General features: G+C 43.8%; 17 protein-coding genes. 2 read left to right on the forward strand and 15 right to left on the reverse strand.

Annotated elements, in window-relative coordinates; translation table 11 throughout:
* Nucleotides 1-6 precede the first annotated feature (6 nt).
* On the forward strand, nucleotides 7-342 hold the full coding sequence (locus L5M37_RS04760) for a YdbL family protein (RefSeq protein WP_106650697.1): 336 nt from the start codon (nucleotides 7-9) through the stop codon (nucleotides 340-342).
* Nucleotides 343-418: 76 nt separating this feature from the next.
* Here L5M37_RS04760 and L5M37_RS04765 read toward each other — a convergent pair whose 3' ends face one another.
* The 15 genes from L5M37_RS04765 to L5M37_RS04835 all read right to left on the reverse strand — a co-directional run bounded on the left by L5M37_RS04765 (nucleotide 419) and on the right by L5M37_RS04835 (nucleotide 22,751).
* Entirely contained in the window at nucleotides 419-589 is a 171-nt protein-coding gene (locus L5M37_RS04765; RefSeq protein WP_263199595.1) for a hypothetical protein, read from the reverse strand.
* 137 nt (nucleotides 590-726) lie between these two features.
* Entirely contained in the window at nucleotides 727-1,173 is a 447-nt protein-coding gene (locus tag L5M37_RS04770) for a GNAT family N-acetyltransferase (RefSeq protein WP_263199596.1), read from the reverse strand.
* A gap of 817 nt (nucleotides 1,174-1,990) precedes the next feature.
* Nucleotides 1,991-2,524, reverse strand: coding sequence for a cell division protein ZapC (locus L5M37_RS04775; RefSeq protein ID WP_263199597.1), 534 nt, complete (start codon nucleotides 2,522-2,524; stop codon nucleotides 1,991-1,993).
* 200 nt (nucleotides 2,525-2,724) lie between these two features.
* The gene (gene pyrD, locus L5M37_RS04780; RefSeq protein WP_198572301.1) at nucleotides 2,725-3,744 is read right to left on the reverse strand and encodes a quinone-dependent dihydroorotate dehydrogenase; all 1,020 of its coding nucleotides are present in this window, start codon (nucleotides 3,742-3,744) and stop codon (nucleotides 2,725-2,727) included.
* Nucleotides 3,745-3,807: 63 nt separating this feature from the next.
* Nucleotides 3,808-8,652, reverse strand: coding sequence for an NAD-glutamate dehydrogenase (locus tag L5M37_RS04785; protein WP_263199598.1), 4,845 nt, complete (start codon nucleotides 8,650-8,652; stop codon nucleotides 3,808-3,810).
* A 264-nt stretch (nucleotides 8,653-8,916) separates the two neighbouring features.
* Complete coding sequence (locus tag L5M37_RS04790; protein WP_263168980.1) at nucleotides 8,917-11,232, reverse strand: efflux RND transporter permease subunit; 2,316 nt, start codon at nucleotides 11,230-11,232, stop codon at nucleotides 8,917-8,919.
* Nucleotides 11,233-11,268: 36 nt separating this feature from the next.
* On the reverse strand, nucleotides 11,269-12,285 hold the full coding sequence (locus L5M37_RS04795) for a WD40/YVTN/BNR-like repeat-containing protein (RefSeq protein ID WP_263199600.1): 1,017 nt from the start codon (nucleotides 12,283-12,285) through the stop codon (nucleotides 11,269-11,271).
* A gap of 54 nt (nucleotides 12,286-12,339) precedes the next feature.
* Complete coding sequence (locus tag L5M37_RS04800; protein WP_198572303.1) at nucleotides 12,340-13,704, reverse strand: DUF1329 domain-containing protein; 1,365 nt, start codon at nucleotides 13,702-13,704, stop codon at nucleotides 12,340-12,342.
* A gap of 13 nt (nucleotides 13,705-13,717) precedes the next feature.
* Nucleotides 13,718-15,760 carry a DUF1302 domain-containing protein gene (locus L5M37_RS04805; protein ID WP_105252651.1) on the reverse strand — a complete coding sequence of 681 codons (2,043 nt, stop codon included), beginning with the start codon at nucleotides 15,758-15,760 and terminating at the stop codon, nucleotides 13,718-13,720.
* A gap of 338 nt (nucleotides 15,761-16,098) precedes the next feature.
* Complete coding sequence (locus L5M37_RS04810) at nucleotides 16,099-16,314, reverse strand: DUF2835 domain-containing protein (protein ID WP_028759764.1); 216 nt, start codon at nucleotides 16,312-16,314, stop codon at nucleotides 16,099-16,101.
* Between the two features lie 43 nt (nucleotides 16,315-16,357).
* On the reverse strand, nucleotides 16,358-18,907 hold the full coding sequence (pepN, locus tag L5M37_RS04815) for an aminopeptidase N (protein WP_173244559.1): 2,550 nt from the start codon (nucleotides 18,905-18,907) through the stop codon (nucleotides 16,358-16,360).
* An 84-nt stretch (nucleotides 18,908-18,991) separates the two neighbouring features.
* On the reverse strand, nucleotides 18,992-21,037 hold the full coding sequence (gene prc, locus L5M37_RS04820; protein ID WP_263199601.1) for a carboxy terminal-processing peptidase: 2,046 nt from the start codon (nucleotides 21,035-21,037) through the stop codon (nucleotides 18,992-18,994).
* A 28-nt stretch (nucleotides 21,038-21,065) separates the two neighbouring features.
* The gene (gene proQ, locus L5M37_RS04825) at nucleotides 21,066-21,695 is read right to left on the reverse strand and encodes an RNA chaperone ProQ (RefSeq protein WP_028759761.1); all 630 of its coding nucleotides are present in this window, start codon (nucleotides 21,693-21,695) and stop codon (nucleotides 21,066-21,068) included.
* Nucleotides 21,696-21,975: 280 nt separating this feature from the next.
* Complete coding sequence (locus L5M37_RS04830) at nucleotides 21,976-22,434, reverse strand: GAF domain-containing protein (protein WP_028759760.1); 459 nt, start codon at nucleotides 22,432-22,434, stop codon at nucleotides 21,976-21,978.
* Nucleotides 22,435-22,451: 17 nt separating this feature from the next.
* Nucleotides 22,452-22,751, reverse strand: coding sequence for a YebG family protein (locus L5M37_RS04835; RefSeq protein WP_105252655.1), 300 nt, complete (start codon nucleotides 22,749-22,751; stop codon nucleotides 22,452-22,454).
* A 206-nt stretch (nucleotides 22,752-22,957) separates the two neighbouring features.
* Here L5M37_RS04835 and L5M37_RS04840 point away from each other — a divergent pair, with 206 nt between their 5' ends.
* Complete coding sequence (locus L5M37_RS04840; protein ID WP_131523341.1) at nucleotides 22,958-23,590, forward strand: paraquat-inducible protein A; 633 nt, start codon at nucleotides 22,958-22,960, stop codon at nucleotides 23,588-23,590.

Here is a 23,590-nt window from a genome sequence, read left to right on the forward strand (position 1 = left end):
ATCACCATGAAATCAATCCGACTAAAAACAAAGTTATTATTGCTATTAACCCTCAGCTTCTTAAGCCTAAGCGCCTTTGCTATGTCACTTCAAGAAGCTAAATCACAGGGCTATTTAGGCGAACAAGCCAACGGCTACTTAGGATTAGTGCAAGCCAATCCCGAAGCCAAAGCCGTGATGGACGACGTAAATAACAAACGTCGCGCCCACTACGAAACCATCGCCAAGAAGAACAAACTATCCCCAGCCGATGTTGCTAAACTCGCAGGCGAAAAAGCCATAGCCGCCACAGATAAAGGCAACTATGTGCAAGATGCCAAAGGCAAATGGATTAAAAAGTAGTCCGCTTTCTAAGGCTCTAGCGCGTAAAAGCAAAGCGAATAGAAATAAACAAAAACGCCTGCAATCGCAGGCGTTTTCATTGGTGGTCGATAAAGGGAATGATTTGCTGGCCAATACCTTTGAACGAGGATCTAGATTTTAGATTGTTTGATGGAGTTTGGTTAAGCACTGTCATTCCAGTGACTCGCAGCAAGTACATCCGTGTATGCTCGTCCGTGACATCCCTGTCACGGACGGTCACTTCCATGACTGTGCCTAATCTCATCGACCTATACTGGGTAACCAAATTTAACAATGGGTGTCTTATTAAATTCTCAACATCCAATTTGAACTGAAAACGCCACACGTTGACAGTCCCTCTTGAAGCGCATGTAATCTAAGTAACTAAATCAGTACGTAAAGCCTTAACATGTCTTTATGCTGGATGCTATTTTCAAAAATAGGTTCAGGATAGTTGAGTAGAAAATAGTCCTTTACCACTGACTCTACGCGAAAGCCGAAACGTTGATAATATGTCAGTTGATAGCCAAATGTACCTGTACCAAGCTCAACTCTTTTTATACCTTTCATCGGTAAATTTGCTAGAGTAAATTTCAATAATTCAGAGCCTATACCACAGCCTTGATGCTCTGGGTACACAGAAACATTGTAGATTTCAGCAAGAGTCGAATTCTGAGATTTAACGGCACAAACACCAAGTATTTGGCCTTTATCTGATGCAGTAAAACACCAAGAATCAGATAAATACGTTGCAATGTTAACTTCTGAAGGGTCTGCTTCGAGCAATAAGTCTATCGGAATTTCGCTACTTTTGACTTCGTTATATTCCATCTTTCCACCAAACAGATAACAGTTTATTACCCAGACTCCTCGTAAAAACCTAGCAAGAAATAGTTAGGTTTCGAACATTCCGAATAAATAATTTGAATAGGCCAGAAACTTAGCATCCATTCTGATGATTTTTCAATCACTTTATTATGTAAAAAAAGAGACTTTATATACGAGAAACTGGTTGGCACGGTATGTAAATTAACGGATACCCCAAAAATAGTATTATTAATACATTAACTTTGCCATGAACAACAAAGCGATATTCTTGCTCGATATTTTCCATTGAAAAAACTAAAATTTAAAACCATCATCAAATGCAAGCTCTCGCCATTTGAACCCCCAGACTACGCAAATGCTAAAAGGTGCGCCATGGTGATTGGCGAGACGACCGTCCGCCCCATGGATGGGGCGGTCGAGCATCCACGGATGGACTAGCTGCGAGTCGCCGAGTAAATGCCATGGCAAACCGATCTATGTGGATCAAATGAGCTTATTATCAATAAGGAATAAATTCACTTTAAAATGCTTGCAACCCATGACGGAATATTGCGATCTGTGTTCTTTTTAGCCTTTGCCTCGTCACTCTCCTTCTATTTGATAGAAAAAGCTGAGCCGAGTTTAGAGTAATAAGACTCACAAATTATCGTTGGGTAGCATTCGATAGAAAGGTGTTGAAGAGTCACGTGACTAATTTTAGATAAAAGCTTTCTTAGCAGAAAAGAGTACGGATAGCGCACTAATGCTATGGAGATTTAAGCGAATTATCGGCTAATAATAGATATCAAAAACCAATAATGACTATTGATCTACAACTACGCTATGCCGCAACCACGTGGCGCTGCGCACGTAGGGGGTGTAAGCGATTATGCATCACTTTGATGGTTTCAAACTGCACCATAGTTTTAGCACCGGATAAAACACATTCGGTCGATAATAACATCACTAAGGCCGATTGCAGGGTGTTTTCAACCACAAGCACGAGTGCCCTTTGCTTTTGGCATTTAAGTTCAAAGACTTTACCTACATCGCTATAAACACAGACATCACTGGTATCAAAAAACCATGATTTAGGCATTTGTGGTGTCAGCATAAAATGGGCTGCGGTGGCATTGAGCGCAATTTGAACAATAGCGGCATCGGACAAAGACAGGGTTTTAGGCAATCTATCGAGTAAGTTCATATAGAATTTGGCGTGCGCAATATTAAATTCCATACTTGATAAGGCATCTGGAATGAGTAATTTTGCTTTATAAGACGTCAGAAATTCTATCTCGGAACCTAACGATACGCCTAATACACCATACGAATCGTTATATTTCCATTGCCAATCTTTTTGCGGCATTAATAACATAACGGTGACCCAATATTTGAACACTGGGACATAATAGTAGATATTTTATCCAATATCAAAATAAAAATAATAAAATACAAATTATTTAACAGTTACTTAGTCGATCTATTGTAAGATCTTAACAGCGATCTAAGGATCATTTTAGATCGCTGTTAAAGAATAAGATCTTATTTTAGATCGTTATATTAATCCTAAGATCATTATTTCAAGCGGTATGCATTCACTATTTCTTTAATTAACTTCGGACCTTGATAAATAAAACCTGAATAAATCTGAATCATAGTGGCGCCCGCATCAAATTTGGCTAAGGCATCTTCAGCGCTATTAATACCGCCCACACCGATGATCGGGATCTGCCCTTTCAAACAAATCGCCAATTGCTTAATCACTTTAGTAGACAGCTCAGTTAAGGGTTTGCCGCTTAAGCCGCCGCTTTCATTGGCGTTGGCAAGACCGCTAACACCATCACGCGTTAAAGTGGTATTGGTCGCAATTGCGCCATCAAATTTGTTTTTAATCAAAGCTTGCGCGATATTTTCAATTTCTTCGATGGTTAAATCTGGAGCAATTTTAAGCGCGATGGGCACGTATTTTTTATGCTTTTCGGCCAGCTCAAGTTGCTTGGTTTTAATTGCGCTCAATAATTCATCTAATAGATCGCCATATTGTAGCGATCGTAATCCTGGGGTATTGGGTGATGAAATATTCACCGCAATATAAGCCGCATGGAGATAAACTTTATCCATGCAGATCAAATAATCGTCTTTACCTTGTTCTACTGGCGTGTCTTTATTTTTGCCAATATTGACGCCAACCATAATATCGGTCTTTTTAGCGATCAAATTTTTGACCAGATTATCGACACCCTTATTATTAAACCCCATGCGATTAATGATGCCTTTGGCAGGCTTTAATCTAAATAGACGGGGTAAATCGTTACCAGGCTGTGGTCTTGGGGTAACTGTACCCACTTCAATATGACCAAATCCCATCGCATGAAAGGCATCAATCGATTCGCCGTCCTTGTCCATACCGGCAGCAAGTCCCACTGGGTTAGGAAAGGTCAACCCCATAAAGCTGACAGGAGCGGGTGCAATCGTTTGTCCATATAGACACGTTAACGGGCTATTGGCGGTCATTTTTAAACTGCCTATAGCAAGATGGTGAGCTCGCTCAGGATCCATCTGAAACATGACTTTCTGTGCGATTTTATAAAACATGTACTTTCCTCGACCTAAAAAAAGCCCCGGCGATCGCCAGGGCTTCTGATTGTTATAATAAGTTTACTTTTGGCCTTCGCAATGAAGGATCAGAAGGTTAAGTTCACGTAGGGCGACAGAGAACTTAGCAAACTCATGGCTTTGCGACGTTTTGAAGTCAGCTAGCATGTGGAACCATCTTTCCAATAAGCCTTGATTGATCTCAATCCACTGAGAAATCACGCTTTCGGCATCACAGGTTGCACTGCAGGTTCTTAGTACCACTGAACTTAATGCACGTTGTTGCCAATCCAACTCTTCCCTAAAGGCGGCACGAGCCAGTGCTTGCCAATGGTTAGCCACAGGTTGAGCGCTGATCTGTTCTAAGAACCAGTGCAGCTCAACGCGGGCGCCGAGTTTGAAGTAAGTTTCAGCCACTAGCGCAACTGTCTTATCTTCTGTTTGGGCAATTTGGGCAATGTCTAAGGCAGAGAACAAGGTGCTCATGTTAGCCACAATGGTTGCCACAGCTTGTGGTACGTTTTCTTTGACCAAAGCATTGATCTCAGATTGGATACCCTTAGCTTCTTCTTCGACCAGATATAAATGAACATTGTCTTTAATTTGTTCAAATACGGGTTTGAAGAAGGCAACGGTTTGTTCGATGCTACCAGTGCGGTTACGGTGACGGAGGAACCAGCGGCTAGCACGACGCATATTGCGGCGTAACTGATGCAGCATTTCACCTTGAACCACAGCAGGAACTATGCCGTTTAAGTCAGTGATCGATTTAGTTAATTCAGCTAAACCAAATACTTCGCGGGCCATAGTGTAGCAAATTGCCGCGTCAGCAACTGAGGCACCAGTCTCATCTTGCATACGTTGAACAAAATTCAAGCCCATGTCGTTAACGAGTTCATTGGCGAGTGAGGTCGCAATGATTTCGCCACGCAGTGGATGGGTTGCCATTTTGTCGCTGTATTTTTCCTGAAGTTTTTTCGGGAAATAGGCGATAAGCAATTGGCTTAACAGCGTATCTTCAGTGATTTCTGGGGTCACTAATTGCTCTTTCAGCACCATCTTCGCATAGGCAACCAGTACTGATAGCTCAGGACGTGTTAACGCACGACCACTGGCTAAACGCTCAGCCAATTCGTCGTCAGACGGTAAGAACTCTAAGGCTCTGTCTAACTTGCCTTCTTTTTCCAGATACTGGATAAAGCGGATCTGCTCTTTTAACTGCTCAGCACCACGCACTTGAGTCACAGAGATAGTACGTGTTTGATCTTTACAGTCTTGCAGTACGATGTGGCCGACTTCTTCAGTCATTTCTTCCAGTAAACGGTTACGTTGTTTCAACGTCAGTTCACCTTCAGTTACCATAGCGTTCAGCAAAATCTTGATGTTCACTTCGTTATCTGAACAGTCCACACCACCTACGTTATCCACGAAGTCAGTGTTGATACGGCCGCCGTTAGACGCATATTCGATACGACCTAACTGAGTACAACCTAAGTTACCGCCCTCGCCGACTATCTTAGCGCGCAGTTCGCCACCGTTGACACGCAATGCATCGTTGGCACGATCGCCGACTTCAGCATGGGTTTCGCGTGCAGATTTCACATAAGTACCGATACCGCCGTTCCAGATCAAATCCACTGGCATTTTCAGCAGTTCTTTCATCAGCTCAGTTGGGGTCATAGAGGTTTTCTCTGTGGCCAACATTTGCTTAATTTCTGCCGATAATGGAATGGATTTAGATGAACGTAGGAAAATACCGCCACCTTTAGAAATCAACTTGCTGTTGTAATCTTCCCAGCTTGAACGTGGCAGAGCGAATAAACGCGCCCGTTCATCATAACTTAATGCCGTATCCGGATTTGGATCGATAAAGATATGCATGTGGTTAAAGGCTGCAACCAGTTTAGTGTGCTTAGACAACAACATACCGTTACCGAATACGTCGCCCGCCATGTCACCTATACCTAAACAGGTAAAGTCTGTGGTTTGGCAATCAATACCGACTTCGCGGAAATGACGCTTAACCGATTCCCAGCCGCCTTTGGCCGTGATACCCATTTTCTTATGGTCATAACCGTTGCTGCCACCCGATGCGAATGCATCACCGAGCCAGAAGCGGTATTCGAGGGAAATCGAGTTCGCGATATCAGAGAATGTCGCTGTGCCTTTATCGGCTGCTACCACTAAATATGGGTCATCTTCATCGTGACGAACCACATCCAATGGATGGACGATTTCACCGTTCAAAATGTTATCGGTAATATCGAGCAATGCACGGATAAAGATGCGGTAACATTCTTGACCTTCGGTGAAGAAAGCTTCACGGCCGCCTTCAGTTGGCAATTGTTTACAAACAAAGCCACCTTTAGCACCCACAGGCACAATCACAGTGTTTTTCACTTGCTGTGCTTTTACCAAACCTAATACTTCGGTACGGAAATCTTCACGGCGATCTGACCAACGCAGACCACCACGAGCCACTTTACCGTAACGTAAATGCACACCTTCAACCCGTGGCGAATAAACGAATATTTCGAATTTCGGCAGTGGACGTGGCATTTCAGGGATCAGTGAAGGCATGAATTTAAACGAGATATAACTCTTAGATTCGCCTTTGGCATCCAGTTGGTAGAAGTTGGTACGCAGAGTGGCGTTAATCAAGTCTAAATAACGACGAATAATACGGTCATCATCTAAGCTAGACACTTCGTCTAAACGTAAATTGATCTGCTCCAAAAACTTGCCCAGAGTACGGGTTTTCAGTTTAGGGTTAAATTTACGGATGAACATCTTCACCAACAAATCAGCGATTTGTGGGTAACGACCGAAGGTTTCTTCAATATATGACTGACTGAAAGTTGCATCGATTTGACGCATGTATTTCGCATACGCGCGCAATACAGAGACTTCACGGCCGGTTAAACCTGACGCCAGAATAATGCGGTTGAAGCCGTCATCTTCTAACTTCTTTTGCCACACTTGTGACAGTGCAGTTTGGAATCTATCTTGGCTATCAGCGATGTTATCTGTGTTGACGACTTTAACTGTCATCAAGAAGTCTAAGATCCAGAAGGTAGAACCGTCTGAAGTCGTGACTTCATATGGACGCTCGTTGATCACGCGCAGACCAAAGTTTTCGAGCATTGGCAACACGTCAGATAGATGAATAGGCTCATCTTTATGGAATAGCTTTAAACGCACTTTGTTGTCGTTCAGCGCCGCTTCCTGCGGTTGATAGAACAACATGCCGAGCTTGTGTTCATCATCCAGTGCTTCGAGCTGTTGCATGTCGACGACGGCAGAACTTGGCAATACGTCTTCTTTATAGCTTTGCTCAAACGCATTGAAATAACGCTTAGTCAGATGAGTGCCAGCTTCTTCGCCGAGTGCACTGTTAAGCGCAGTGCTTAACTTATCTTCCCACGAACGTGCCGCTTCTATTAAGTTGTTCTCTATGGCAGCCACATCTACATCCATATTATTGTTATCAACTTTGACTATGTAGTGAGTGCGGGCTAGCGTCGACTCGGAGAAATAAGTCGTAAACTCTACATCTTCTTTGCTGTTAAAGTGCTGGGCCAGAATACGTTGAGTATCTTGGCGGAGTTTAGTGTTGTAACGATCCTTAGAAACGTACACTAAACAGGATAAGAAACGGCCAAAGCCATCTTTGCGTACAAAGAGTTTCAGCTTGTCTCTGTCTTGCATTTCTAACACGCCATGGGCCATGTGCGATAAATCATCAACATTGGCTTGAATTAGCTCGTCACGAGGTAAATTCTCAAGGATGTTTAGCAGGGCTTTATAGTCGTGTGAACGTGGGGTCAAGCCTGAACGATCTAACACACGCTGCACTTTTTCATTCAGCAGTGGGATTTCACGTGGACTGCGGTTATACAGGTTTGACGCATATAAACCGATAAATCTATCTTCGCCAATCACATTGCCTTTCTTATCGAAACGCTTAATACCGATATAATCGACATAAGCTGGGCGATGCACGCGGCTCTTAGCGCTGCTCTTAGTGAGGATCAGTAAGCTGTGATCTAAGGCTTCTTTGCGGGCACTATCGGAGAAGCTAGATAACAACAAACCTTGCTCAGGTTGCGCTTTAGTGTGCTTGTTCATCAAACCTAAACTAGAGGCGATATTAGGCACTAACTCAACGTCACCTTCGACACGTTTCAAATCGTATTGACGGTAACCTAATAGCGTAAAGTGATGATTATTCAAGTAAGTCAGGAAGTTAATCGCTTCTTCTAACTCTTGCTTATCGCCCGGGAACGGACGTTTTGGCAATTCCTTGATCATCTCAGCCAACTTGGCAGACATGACTTCCCAGTCGTTGACTGATGAAGCGACATCGGCAAGCACAGACTGAATTTCGCGCTCTAATGCTTTGATATCAACCGTGCTGCTTTGACGGTCAATTTCAATCAAAAATACGGCGACATGCTCAGTGCTTTCAGGGCTCTGATTAAGATAAGTGACATTCGTCACACCACTTTCTGAACGCTCAATCGCCAGTGGAGTGTGCAACATCATGTGAGCAGTAATACCCATTCGCTTCAATGCCATACCAACTGAATCGACCAAAAATGGCATGTCAGGTTGGATAACTTCAATGATCGAGTGAGTAGATTGCCAGCCGTGTTTGGCTTGGCTAGGATTGAACACTCTCAGATGAGTGTTACCTTTTGGTGTTTTGTTCAGGGCGTTCCATAAACTGAGAACCGCACCGTATAAATCACTGTCATTACGCGCATTGAGATCGTCTTTCGACATGTGGGCATAAAGGCAGGTGGCGAACTGTTCAACTTGCTTGGCTTGTGAATTAGGGACTTTAGCGTGAATTAAACTGACTACATTTTCAAGTAGTACTGAAGGCATTGCATCTTTCAAGGCCATGTTGCTGTTTCCTTAAGCGTCTATGGCAGCGCTTTTTTCATTATTTGGATGCTTCGGCTTAACAATCGCAGATAAATTAATGTGATCTAGATCGTCGCGCGAAGTTTATTACTAAAACCGCTGTATTTCGAGGAAAATTTTAGTGGTACATCCTCTTGAAATCCAGTATTGGCGTAAACAAGGAATGACAAATGACCAAACAATCGATAAAGCAGACTAAGTATTCAAAAGTAAATGGGGAGCTTAGCTCCCCATTTGTAGACTCTACTTAGGTTGGCGCCAGAAAATGGCGGCCAATGCAGGTAGGATAATTATGGCACCGAGCATATTTACCACAAACATGAATGTTAACAATATTCCCATGTCCATTTGGAATTTAAGTGCCGAGAAGAACCAAGTACTGACACCAATCGCCAATGTAAGGCCCGTAAAGATCACCGCACTACCCCGTTCGACCAACGCCTCATAGTAAGCCTGCTGTACTGGCATACCATTCGATAGCTTAGACGACATAGTCGAGAGGATATAAATACCATAGTCCACACCAATACCAACCCCCAGCGCAATGACAGGTAAGGTACTGACAGCTAAGCCAATATCGAGCTGAGTCATCAAAGCTTGTGCCAGTGTCGACACGACATATAACGGAATAATGACCGCCACAGTGGCTTTAAAAGATTTAAAGCTGATTAAGCAGAGTACAAACACTGCACCATAGACGTATATCATCATAGGTAACTGTGCCTCAGCCACCGCTTCGTTAGTCGCTGCCATTACACCCACAGGACCCGACGCCAGTTTAAACTGCAACTTCTCGTTGTCCATTTTCGCGGCGACGGCTTTAACCTTAGCGACCACAGTTTCTATGGTTTCGGCCTTGTGATCTTTCATAAACAGATACACAGGCATGACAGAACAATCGCCATTTAATAAACCTGAAGTCGTGGGAATTTGGCCAATGGCCTGTACTAAGCTCGCCGTTGTACGCGGCAACACTTCCCATCTTGGATTACCTTCGTTGAAGCCAGCATTCACTTTTTTAGCGACTGACGCCAAACTCACTGTCGACTCCACCCCAGGGGTATTGCGCACTAACCACTCAAACTGATCAATTTGAGTGAGCACATCGTGGTAAGTACAGGCTTCAGGTGCTGCCTCAACAATCACAGTCATCACATCTGTGGTGATAGAGAAATGATCTGTGATGAAGAAGGTATCGAGGTTATAACGCGAATCTTGATGTAACGCTGGCGCGCCGCCCTGTAAGTCACCAATCTTCATCTGATTGGCTTGTTGCAAACCCACAAAATACAACACCACAGTGGCAATAATGACTACCACAGCATATTTAGGCGTCGCAAAACGCGCCATGAAGCGCCAAATCGCCTCAGTTCGCACTTCTTCAGCCGTCGGTTCTGCATGTTTATTGACTTTGATTTCAGTAAAAGAAATCACCAAAGGCAACAGGATAAGGTTAGTGAAAATGATCACGCCAACACCGAGCGAGGCAGAAATCGCCAGCTCGCGAATAATCCCAATATCGATAAATAACAGGGTAATAAAACCAACAGTATCGGACAGTAATGCCACACCACCCGGCACTAATAAACTACGAAATGCCGACGCCGAAGCCGCTTTTGTCGTTTGCCCGTCGAGCACTCGGCGCCGTACAGCATTGATGATCTGCACCCCGTGGCTCACACCGATGGCGAAGACTAAAAACGGTACCAGAATCGACATAGGATCGAGACCGAAACCTATCACAGTCAATAAACCAAGCTGCCAGACCACAGCCGTTAAACTGCAGACCAGTGGCAACATGGTCAAGATGATGGATTTAGAAAAGAGGTAAACCATGACGGCGGTGATCAAAATCGCGATCACGAAGAACAGCAACACGCCCTTAGCGCCATCAGCCACATCCCCCGCCATTTTGGCGAAACCTATGATGTGAATTTTAACCTTATCGGTTTCGAACTTGCCCCTAAGCTCTTTTTCTAATTGTGCAGCAAAAGCAATGGTATCAAGCGGTTTACCCGTCTGTGGATCAAAATCCATTAATTGAGCCGACACCATAGCCGCACTGTAATCGTTGGCAATTAATCGGCCGACAATCCCTGCTTTTTCAATATTATCGCGAACCGTTTCTAACCCAGACACTGAAGTTGAAAAATCCGCTGGAATAACTGGCCCGCCAGCAAAACCATCCTCAACGACTTCAGTAAAACGAGTGGAAGGCGAAAAAATTGATTTCACCTGCGCACGGTCAACCCCTGGAATAAAAAACAGCTGATCATGCACATTTTTTAAGGTATCAAAATAGTTAGCATTAAAAATATTACCGCTGGTATCCTCAACCGCCACCATGATGCTGTTGGCACCACCAAAATCTTTTTGGTGTTTCAGGTAGGTCTGCATATAACTGTGCTGCAGTGGAATATTTTTGATAAAAGCCGCATCCATTTTGAGTTGACTGGCCTGATAGCCAAAAAACAACGTCAAAAACACAAAAATGCCGACGACCCATGCGCGATTGCGAAACAAAAATGACTCAAATCCGTTGACCAGTTTTTCTAACATCTTCTCGGCCCTATTATTTATTGTAGTTTTAAAATTTTATGGCTTAAGAATAAACAGCCCTTGGCTGCCGGATAACCACATATTCCCTTGATTATCCTTCGCAATAGACACTAAGTTTTCCCCTTGGCGACGAGTCACGATACTGCTAGTGTCATCCTCATTTAGCTTGATCACTATCCCCGCATTTCCCACTAAATATAGCGCGTCGTCAGAAACAACCATGGCACCGTTGATTGAGGATTGCACCGGCAGTTCTATTTGATTCCATTGGCTTAAACTCACATCAGCTTTGAATATATGACCGCGAAGGCCCATCACATACACAGCATTTTTCGTTTCTACGGCGTTAAACATAGAACCATCGTAATCAAAATTGGTACGCGTAAATGTTTTACCTTGATCGCCAGAAACAGCGACTAAGCCCAGCTCGCCAACCAATAATAAACGTCCATCGGTTAAGGTTAAAATACGATTAAAGTGCGGCAATAATGAAGCGCGCGCACTCAAATAGGCCGATTGATCGCTGCCTTTTAACTCCGCCAAATAAGCCACATCTTCTTCAGCTAAAAGCTCCTCATGGAACTCCTCACGCCAATGGGCGCCACCATCGTTGGTGCGATAAAACAAACCGTAAGCACCAATGGCAATACCATTGTTTTCGTCTAAAAACACCACATCGAGGAAAGGCTTTTCAATCTCTGGCGAATGCATTTGTAACTGCCAAGTTTGACCGCCATCCTGAGTCTGTAAAATGGTTGCATCATGACCTACAGCCCAACCGCGTTTTTCATTGAGGAAAAAGACTTTGGTCAGCTGTGAACTCACGGGCGTAGCCACTTGATGCCAACTGCCGTCATACACCAGAGCATGGCCACGTTCACCCACAGCCACTAAACCTGCGCCTACGTTGGCAATATCTAAAATCAAAGATGAAGCAGCAAGAGGTTGAACTTGAGAAAAAATCGGATCAGAGGGCGTTGCAGATAATGTAGAAGGAAAAAAAGCGCCACCGAAACTTAATACAGCGACACACTGAAGGATGCGAAACGACATACAAACTTCCTTAAACTAATGAGGGGCGCTAAGCGCCCCTTTGTACGTGGCCTATTAACGGATACCTTCACGACGCAATGCATCGGGGGTAAAGTTAGCTTCAGTCAGTTTGGCATCGAAGTTATACATGCCACTTTGGTTGTCTAAGCCCATGGCGAGATAACGACGGGATTGCAAATCATGGAAGACTTCTAAAGTATCCCACTGTGCAGGTACTTCGTAATAATTCAAGCCATGTGCAACGGCCACACGATACAACTGATCACGGTTGTCGTAGAGATCGGCGATTGACACTTGCCATGAATCTTCATCAAGGTACATATCGCGCACTTTATAAATGTGGCGCATACCGTCTTTCAGCGTCGCCCTCACTTGCCATACACGGTGTTTTTCCCAACGAACGTACTCAGGATTCACATGACCGGGTTTCAATATTTGGTCATATTTCAGCTTATCCGAATGCAGTTTGTAATCGTTGTACGGGATATAAATTTCTTTTTTGCCAACCAGTTCCCAGTTGTAACGCACTGGGGAGCCGTTAAACATATCGAAATCATCTGTCGTACGCAGACCATCTGACACTGTACCCGGTGTATCAAAAGCCACGTTCGGCGCTTTACGTACTCGACGTTGACCTGTGTTATAGGTCCAAGCTTGGCGGGGAAGCGCCTCTTGATCCATGGTTTCTTTAACTAATAAGGCTGTACCTGCTAAACGTGCAGGCTGAGTCACCACTTGCTTAAAGTAGAACAGCGTATTGCTGGCTTTAAGCTGATCTAAGGTAATTTCTGGACGAGAATATTCGAAGCGAATTTCCTCAGCCGTTTCCACTAAGCTATAGCTACCATCGGCTGTAGGTGCAGCTTGGCTACGGGAAGTTTCGATATCGATACCACGAAAACGCAAAATGTGGTTCCAAATTGCTTCTAAACCATTGGCAGGGATCGGGAATGGAATACCAATAGCCGCACCAGAAATACCATTGCCCTGTGCAATCAGTTCAGCACGAGTCGCGTTAACTTTAGTCGCATCGTAAACGAACTGTGGTACAGAGGCGCTACGGCGAGTCTTATACACATTCATCTTGTAGGTATCAGGATAAAGTTCGAACAACTTCATCTGACCCGGCGTTAAAAAATCTTTATATTGCGCTTTGTTAGCATTGGTAATAGTAAATTCAATCTTATCCTCAGGGAAAGGATCTGGGTGGTGCATCCCTTTGGTATAACCCGCCACAGGCTTAGTGATACCACCATCCCACGCAGGAATAGAACCATCAGCATTACCTGCTTTTTCAGCACCTAAAGGGGTAAGTTCATTGCCAAGTTTTGCCGCATCAGCTTCTGATATCTTAGCCATAGCGACTGGCGCTGCGAACGCCAGCATGACTGCACTCGCCAATATCGTCAGTTTCTTCATTGTTTGAGTCCTTTTAGATCGAATACTTGATATTGAATGAAACATAATCACGATCTGCCATCGCATTCGTCGTACCGACACCGCCAAAGAAATTGTTATAGGAGATATCTGCACCCCAACGGTTTTGATAGTCGAAGTTAACGCCTAGCGCGACAGACTTACGTCCTTCCGTGAACAGGAACATAGGATCAGGTGTAATACCATCAACGTCATGGGAGAAAATCACCCGTGGAGACATATTGACCCCAGCAAATACGTTGTTGAAATCCGCCTTTCCAACTAAACGGTATCCCCAAGCAAAGTCGGTTGGGAACGGGTTCGTTTCAGGACCATTATGCAAAGCTTGAATGATGCCGGGCATATCTGGGTTGCCGCCAGAACGTGACGTACCTGGGCCATTGAGACGTAGCTCATCAAAACCTGGCATATCATGGATCCACACGCCACCCACTTCGGCCAACATAGTCAAGTTATCTAAGCCTAACGTTGGACCAAATAAATGGGTGAAAGTCATCTGCGCCTGAGTGGTATCAAGACGGATAAAGCCATCCACGGTTTCACCCGGCTTAACATCTTTAATCTGTGAAATACCATCGAGATCTGGACGAAGACCAGCGTTAGCTAACTGCTGTGGCATACCGGCAAACAACAATTCTACGTCATCGATTTGCAGTGGTTCATCCTGACGATGGGCAATTTCAGCCGCGACAGAGGTATCACCAACCAAGGTATTGAAACTGAAACCGTAAAGCTTGATATCTTCTGGATAAACGATTTGCGCCTTAGAGAAACTCTTCAAATTGAGCAACAATTCACGATCAATGTTACCCGAGTTTTGACCTATGGTCGCCAGATCAGACAAAAGTGCACCCGTGCTAAAATCGGCGGCTGTACCACTGATAAGAGGACGACGGCTATGGTAATTCATGAAATAAAAACCAAATTCGGTTTCACCCAGTGAAGGCGCGTAATAACCCAGCTTAATACCATATTGGCCATCATTGCTTGGCTCTGCCTCATCCTGCACTAGCGTCACTTTTGTTGGGTAAGCTAAGGCCATAGAAACCAATTGCTGTGTCGGAATAGATTGGCCGCTGGCAATCATGCCCGCTAAACGCTCGTATTCTTGCATCACAAAGTCTAAATTGATGTCAGGGTTAGCATTAAACCCAAGCTGAGCGTTTTGAGCGTAACCACCGAAACCCGCAAAATCGTTAGTCGCAAAAATAGAACCCGGTGTTGGAACCCAAATAGGTTGCCAATCATATTGATAGAATGCTTCTACCGTTAATGAATCCGTCAAACCAAGGGAAGCCCACACCATGCCTTGAGGTCTGAACGCTTCTTTTAGTTCAGCGCCTGGCGCATTAAGTATGTTCAAGTCAACGGCGTTGATTTCACTGATCCCATGGGCAATCAGTGTACTTTCACCCCATGACACCACTTGATTACCTACACGAATAGATAATGGATTAGCGCCATCGTTGAGGTCAAAGTTGCCATACACAAACGCATCGAGTAAGCGAATATCTTTACATTGAACTTCTGAAGCACGATTATCTTCGCAAGGGTCAAACTCTTTGCCCGTTATCGGATCATTAAAATCATAATTACCATCATTGAGTTTACGATCATAGAAATACATACCACGGGCGAATAAACCATAGTTTTTGTATTTCAATGACAATTCATGCAAACCTTTAACGATTTCGGACGTAGTATCGCCTTGAGAATAAAGTAAATTACTTAAGTCATTGTTACTGGAATACGATCCGGGCTGGGCCCAAATCTCAGCAGAAGTGTATTTAGTATTGCCAAATGCGCTGTAATTAGACCAATCGAATTGGGGTTGATTAACCTTACCAATTTGACCTTCCCAATCGCGCTCCCCTACACGCCAGCTCGCACCAGCAGTCCAAGTTGAGTCAAATGTGCCCTCAACCTCTCCCCAATTAAAAGATACTGCATTAACGCTTGGGATCATTAACAAACTCAATGCCGACGCCACCCCCAAAGCAAGCGCCGATTTGTTAAAACTATTTTTAACAATTTTCATTTTAGCTCTCCGTACCCTGCTGGATTCTTTGTTTTAGGAATTACAACCAACATCTTGTTAGCTCACAGGTAACATCATTGTTACAGCAATTAATCCCCTTGAGCAAGGCGCAGTTAGAGAAAATTTTCTAAAGAATTAAGCATGTAGGTACATTTGTACCGTTAACTAAAAAGGAGAGATTTAAATTAGCGAAAAGCGGAATAGGAATGAAACATAAAAACACATTAAAAAATCATATAATTCATTAACATATTTAAAAATAAAATATCACAAAGCGAGTTTAGTAATCAGCCGACCGTTTAAAGTAATTGCTCTAAGTAAAGATAAACAAATTAAGACTAAACTCGATTTAATGAAACAAATTGTCCCTTGTCATCTAAAACCAATTTGAAATAGCCTTGAATGCCATTTTCGGTTAAAAAACGCCTAAAATGACGGCCATTAATCCACAAAATCCGCCCTTGAGTTTCACGAACCTCGACTTTATCGGCAAGCCCTTGATAATAAGGTAAGAAATCTCGATAGCTGATCGATAGTTTGAAATACAGTTCCATAATATCAGGGCAGCACAGACTGCTGCCCTCCTCCTACAAACTGCTATTTTGCCAATGCTTTAGAGACTTTTTCGTACATATCCTTAGATAAGTCAGGCAAAGCCAAAAGTTGTCCTAAACAGGCTTTTATCAAGGTTTGGCGGCCTAAGTCGAATTTATGATACTGGATCAATGGCGTCACCATACGGGCCGCAACCTGCGGATTGAGCTTATTAAGGGTCATTAAGCATTCGGTTAAGAAAGCATAACCCTTACCGTCTCTACGGTGAAATTGATAAATATTACCGGCAGCAAAACTGCCCACTAAAGCACGCACTCGGTTTGGATTGCTCATACTAAAGCACTTGTGTTGCTGCAACTGACGCAAACACTCAATCACATCATCTGCATCACGGGTCGCTTGCAACATAAACCATTTATCCATCACCAATGGCGTATCCTGCCAACGTAGCTCAAATGTCGTCATCAGTTCATCACGACAAGGTAAATTCCCAACATTGGCTGCCGTCAACGCACCAAGAGAATCCGTCATATTACTGGCGTTATCGAACTGAGAAATCACTAACTCCTCTGCCTCATCCGACACCCGAGCTAACCAAGTTAAACACTGATTTTTAAGGGCTCTTGCCTGCGTACTCTCTACTGCGACTAAAGAACGATATAGCGCAATCAATTCATCTTCACTATGTGAAGCGAGCTCTATTAATACAAATTCACGTGCTAAAGCTAACGCATCTAGATCGACACTCTCTGTTTGCTCAATCAAAGCCGAAGCCGTAGGTATCGCTAATATTTCGGCGATCAATGCCGGATCAAGCTCAGTGTCTAACAACACACCTTTAAAACTATCGCGCACACGGGGATCGAGAGCCATAGCTTGTTGCTGTTGTAAACTCGCCACATTTTGCCAAATTGCTTGGCTCACTAAGGTCACAGAAGCTTCCCAACGCGCCACTTCGCTGCTAGCAAAACGCATCAAGTGAACGAGTTGATCCACATTGAATCGATATTGTAATTTGACGGGCGCGGAAAAGTTTTGCAGTAACGAAGCGACGGGTTTATGAGTGAATCCATCAAAGCTAAACACTTGTTCAGCTTGAGTAAAATCGAGGATCTCATTCACTAAAGAATGGCCCTTCGCATCTAAGAGCTCTAAGCTAAACGGAATATGCAGCGGTGATGCACAGTTCACTAGACTTTGTTTAAGGGTCAATTGATAAACGCCCGTTTGCGCATCAAAACTGTCCATCGCAGTCACAATCGGCGTACCGGCTTGGCTATACCATAAACGGAATTGGGTTAAATCCACTCCGCTGGCATCTTCCATTGCCGCCACAAAATCATCACAGGTGACAGCTTGGCCGTCGTGGCGTTTAAAATACAGTTTCATTCCCGCCTGAAACTTTTCTTCGCCGAGCAAAGTGTGCATCATGCGGATGACTTCAGCGCCCTTGTTATACACAGTCACAGTGTAGAAATTATTCATCTCAATGACAGATTCTGGACGAATAGGATGGGACATAGGGCCAGAATCTTCTGCAAATTGCTGATTCTTGATCACTTTAATTGCGTGAATTCGATTCACAGCACGAGAGCCTAAATCTGAGCTAAATTCTTGATCGCGAAAAACCGTTAAGCCTTCTTTCAAACTTAACTGGAACCAATCGCGGCACGTTACGCGGTTTCCTGTCCAATTATGGAAATACTCATGGCCTACAACCGATTCAATGCCGTGATAATCCTCGTCGGTGGCCGTTAAGGTATCTGCGAGCACATATTTAGTGTTAAAGATATTTAAGCCTTTGTTTTCCATCGCTCCCATATTGAAAAAGTCGACGGCCACTATCATGTAAATATCTAAATCATACTCAAGATCAAAACGGCTCTCATCCCATGCCATGGATTTCTTAAGTGATGCCATCGCATGGTGTGCTTTATGTAAATTACCTTTATCAACGAACACTTGCAGGATCACTTTACGGCGACTGCGAGTAATGAACTCATCTTGCAATAGATCAAAATCGCCAGCGACTAAGGCAAATAAATACGCTGGTTTTGGAAATGGATCTTGCCAGCAAACATAATGGCGTCCGCCATCTAACTCACCTTGATCAATCAAATTACCGTTACTCAGTAAAAACGGGAATGCGGCGCTATCGGCTTCGATACGAACTGTGTATTTAGCTAATACATCAGGGCGATCAAGGAAATAAGTGATACGTCGAAAGCCCTCTGCCTCGCATTGCGTGCAGTAGGCACCATCGGACATATAGAGCCCTTCAAGGCTCGAATTAGCTTCAGGATCGAGCTTAGTGATAATGTTCAGCTCAAACTCATCAAGCTCAGTTTCTAAAACTAATTGACCTGCACTAACATGGTAAGGCACAGCATCACCATTGACTGTCAGCGAAACAATAGTCAAATCTTCGCCATCCAACACTAAGGCTTGTGCATGTTTTGAAGTGCGTTTTATACGACTGATCGCCTGCACTTGGGTTTCATTGCCTGCCAAATTAAAAGCTAAATCGATAGTCTCTATCGTAAAAAGTGGCGCTTGATAATCTTTTAAGTATTTTGCTTGAGCTTGTGTCATTTCGATCCCTTTAACGCTGATCTAAATAAGAAAAAACGCGCCATAAGCGCGTTTTGATATCGGATAAATCGACTCGACTAGTGCCTACTTAGCACTAGTTTTAGCCATTTTTTGCACATCAGCCATATCTAAGGTGATATAAGCGGTTTCGTCTAAAAATGCATCTGGCAATTCAGCGTCGTCTTTAATGTCTACCATTGATTTAACCGGTGCTAAACCATTGGCGACTCGACGCTCGTTTGTTCTGTCGAGGACTTTTTTCTCATCGGCTTCGCGGGAAGCAATACGCTCACTTTCAACCAGAGACACAGTTTTCTCTTTGTGATGCTTTTTAAAGTCGGCAATATCTTGATTGATATAGGCAAACTCTACGCTGTTTTTTATACGGTTAAGGTGCTTAGATTCAAGGCTAGTCACTAACTCAGGCGTAACATCATTAAGCGTGCCATATTGCGCCATAGGCACTTTATCCCAAGGTAAAGCATTTTTCTCTTCAGCTTCACCGTACTCGCCCGGCTCCAACGCACTTGGGTAAGCAATGTTGGGGGTCACACCTTTAATCTGTGTACTACCACCATTAATACGGTAGAACTTTTGAATCGTATACTGCACATGGCCAATTGGCTTCTCATACATGTCGTAGATACGGCCTAGGCTCTTATGCTGCTGTACTGTGCCTTTCCCAAAACTCGACTCACCGACGATCAGTGCACGGTCATAATCTTGCAATGCGGCAGCAAAAATTTCAGAGGCTGAAGCACTGTAACGGTCAACCATCACAGTCAATGGTCCTGCATAACTGGTTTTACCGTCGTTATCACGATGCGCAGACACTCGTCCATCGGCATCACGAATTTGCACTACAGGGCCCATATCGATAAAGAGTCCCGTCAGCAGCACGGCTTCCGTTAATGCACCCCCACCGTTACCTCTAAGGTCGATGACTATGCCTTCTACTTTGGCGTCGTTTAACTTCACTAGCTCTTTTTCAACGTCCTGCGACAAATTCATATAGAAACCAGGAATTTGGATCACACCGACTTTGCGATTTGCATACTCGCCGTCTTTAGGTTCAATCACCTTAGAGGTTGCCGCTCTGTCTTCAAGGCGAATTTTATCGCGAACTAAGGTAACATCGAATGGCTTCGCATTCGAACCGCCTTTCTTCGGTAAAATTTGCAGTACAACTTTACTGCCCTTAGGACCTTTAATCAGGTCGACCACGTCGTCTAAACGCCAGCCAATCACATCAACAATCTCGCCGCCTTCTTGACCGACACCGACAATCTTGTCTTCCGGCGACAGTTTTTCACTGCCCGCAGCAGGACCGCCAGTAATTAAACTTTTAATGACAGTGTAATCGTCTTCGAGTTGCAGTTGAGCACCAATACCTTCAAGGCTCAAGTTCATTTCCATTTGGAAACGTTCAGCATTGCGTGGTGAAAGGTAACTTGTATGTGGCTCAATGCTACGCGAGAAGGCATTCATCACGCCTTGGAACACGTCTTCACTGTTAGTTTGAATCAACCGTTTAATCGCGTTGTTGTAACGCTTTTGGAGGATATCAACAATCTCAGGCCATTTCTTACCTGTGAGTTTAAGATTTAGTGCATCGTATTTAACACGTTGACGCCATAACTCATTAATTTCTGTCTGGTCTTTTGGCCATGCGGCCTCATCGCGGTCGTACTCATAGGCATCACCGGGCGCAGAAAAATCCATCTCTTTATCTAATAGAGATAAAGCATAGACAAAGCCTTCATAGCGGCGCTTTTGGACGATATCAAACATTTTATAGGCAGGCTCAAGTTCACCAGAACTAAGCATGTCATCGAATTGGGTAGCATAAGGTTTAAAACTATCGGCATCCGCTTGGGTTAACACATTGCGGCGATAATCCAACTGCTGCAGATAACGATCAAAAATTTGCGCAGAAAAGGCGTCATCGAGATTGAATCTATGATAGTGCGAACGAGTGTATAAGTCCGTTACCCTTTTGCTCGCAACCTTATGTTGCGCTTCCTGCTTGAGAGTGGGTAACTCGCTGATTTGAATCGTGGGTGGTACGGCCCAAGCCGAGAATCCGACAAAAACAGTGGCGATCGAGGTAGCCAAAGTGAGTTTTCGCATCAACAAGTTACTCCGTTTTAATAAATGATTACAGCAGGATATGTTCTGCTCTAACTTTAATCGTTAGGCCACTATCAAGCTGAACATGAATATCTTCCTTGTTAATGTCAGTAATCACACCGGCTACGGGTGTCATACCTAATTTAACATTGACGCGTTGTTTTTTCGTTAAATCAGTCAATTGTGCTTGAACATAATTTACGACTGGCGCTGCAGCTTTTGGTGCAGGCTTAGCAGGACGCTCAGTTTTAGGACGCTGAGGAACGGCCACCTTTTTAGGTGCTTTCTTCGCCGCAGGCTTAGGTGCAAGTGCTGCACGTTTCGCTTTGGCCTTATCCTGACTCTCTTTCAACATGGCTTGAGCATGATCAATGTGCTCTTGCTCTAACTCGCCGCAAGGTTCGCCATCCAGATTTACGCGTTGTGCGCCCGCTTTAACGCACTTTAAATAGCGCCAGCTGCTGGTGTAACGTCTCAAGGCAACTCTGAGCTGAGTTTTACTGACTTTAGAATCATCAGCCAACCTTTCAGCCAAATCTTGAAACAATCCGATTTTTAATGGCTTAGTTTCACCTTCAGCAATAAAGCACAAAGGAAATGTTTCATACAAATACGCCAAAATTGCATTGGTGTCGGTCAACTTTTCTGTTGATTCCATCATTACTTCCACAGTCAAAAAGGGACATCGATTCGAGGTGATATATATCAGCTTCTTACATGTCGTTTATCTTCGTTAAACTCAATATTGAGTCAACGTACAAATTAGCATCCTAGCCGCGTTTACTAAAGTTAAAAAATATACCTTAACAAATTTTGACAGCTCAAAACACTAAGCTTATTCATTGCATGCCAATCAAACCAGCTTAATGCGTGCAGGCGCATATTATAAGGCGCACGCCACCGATTGCGACTATGAATTATGCGTTATTGTACGCAAATTAATCAAATAGGCAGTTTTCAAAACTTTTAACCAGTAATTCCAGCCCCTTTTGGTCTTCTTCATCGAAACGATCGAAGATAGGACTGTCAATATCGAGCACGGCAACCACGTTACCTTGCGCACGAACTGGCACAACGATTTCAGAATTACTGGCAGAATCACAGGCAATATGACCATCAAATTGATGGACATCAGCCACTCGCTGAGTTTGATTAGTGAATGCTGCAGTACCACACACACCTTTTCCTAACGGAATGCGTGTACAAGCCACTTTACCTTGAAACGGGCCTAATACTAGTTGTTCGCCACGCATAACGTAGAATCCCACCCAGTTCAGCTCAGTTAAATTATCATTGAGCAAGGCTGAAAAATTCGCCATCGCCGCAACAAGGTCGTCTTCCCCTTCCAACAAGGCCAAGGCTTGACGGTTAAGTGACTCATAAAATTTCGATTTCATTACATTTCCTAACAATTTTATTCTGCTGCTTCGGTCTTTTTAGCCGCTTTTTTCGCTGCAGGCGGATTCGTTGGCGTACTATTAACCTGAACGGCGCCTTTAAGCAAGTTCGTCAGCTCATCTTTATTGTTAGCAAAATAGAATGCGAGCTTTTCGCCCACACTTTCATCTATACCCAAATCAGCTTTTTGAATGAAGGGGATAAGGTTATCGGCGATATCGAGCATCTTATCGTAGGCATCAGCCTCCTTCTTAGATGTGAATGTCATCTTTTCAACCCCTTCTCTGACCACGACAAACTGTGTTATTACTGCCATGACTGCCCTCGCACTGTTTTTATATACAGTAACTAGAGTGACATAGATTGAACTTGTGATGCAAGTGTTCTGATTAATCTGATATTATTAGCGTACTTTCGTTGCCAAGATTATAAAACGCTAGACGTGGCTGAACAGCTAACTAGCACGACACTTTGCACCGATCTCGCTGTTATGACTCCTATTAGGCTAATATATATTTTTATATGCATGAAAACGCAGCAGAAAATTCAGTAACCCTATGCCGTTCCTGCGATTTAGCGATCCGCAAACGTGCCTTGCCTAGCGGCGTTAGAGCACTCTGTCCTCGTTGCAGCACTGCACTTTATGACACGCCATACTGTTCTGTGAATGGTATGTTAGCCCTATGTATTTCGGCATTAGTGTTTTATTTCCCTGCCAATTTTTTACCCGTACTCGAGATCCACTTTTTCGGTAGTATTCGTACTACCACGGTTTTCCAAGGGGCATTTGCAGTATTTGACCAAGGCTATTGGGTTGTAGGTGTCGCCGTACTTGCCGCAGCTGTGATAGGTCCAGGCTTATTACTGTTATCGATATTGACACAGATTTTAATTGTGAAATGGGGATTGAGTAGCCTTTTTTGGCGTAACTCATTGAAGCAGTTATTAAAATTTCATGGTATCTTATCGCAGCTCACTATGCTGGAAATTTATGTGATCAGCTTCTTAGTTTCATCATTTCAGCTATCTGATTTTTCGGACATTTATTTTGGTATGGGCACATTTTGCTTCACTATGCTGTTTCTCGTGACCTTGTTTCTACAAAGAGAATACGACTTAGAACATATGTGGACGTTATTGGAAGGTCATAGCTGA

Origin of the sequence: Shewanella sp. SM69, from assembly GCF_025653985.1 — a bacterium.
GTDB classification, from domain to species: domain Bacteria; phylum Pseudomonadota; class Gammaproteobacteria; order Enterobacterales; family Shewanellaceae; genus Shewanella; species Shewanella oncorhynchi.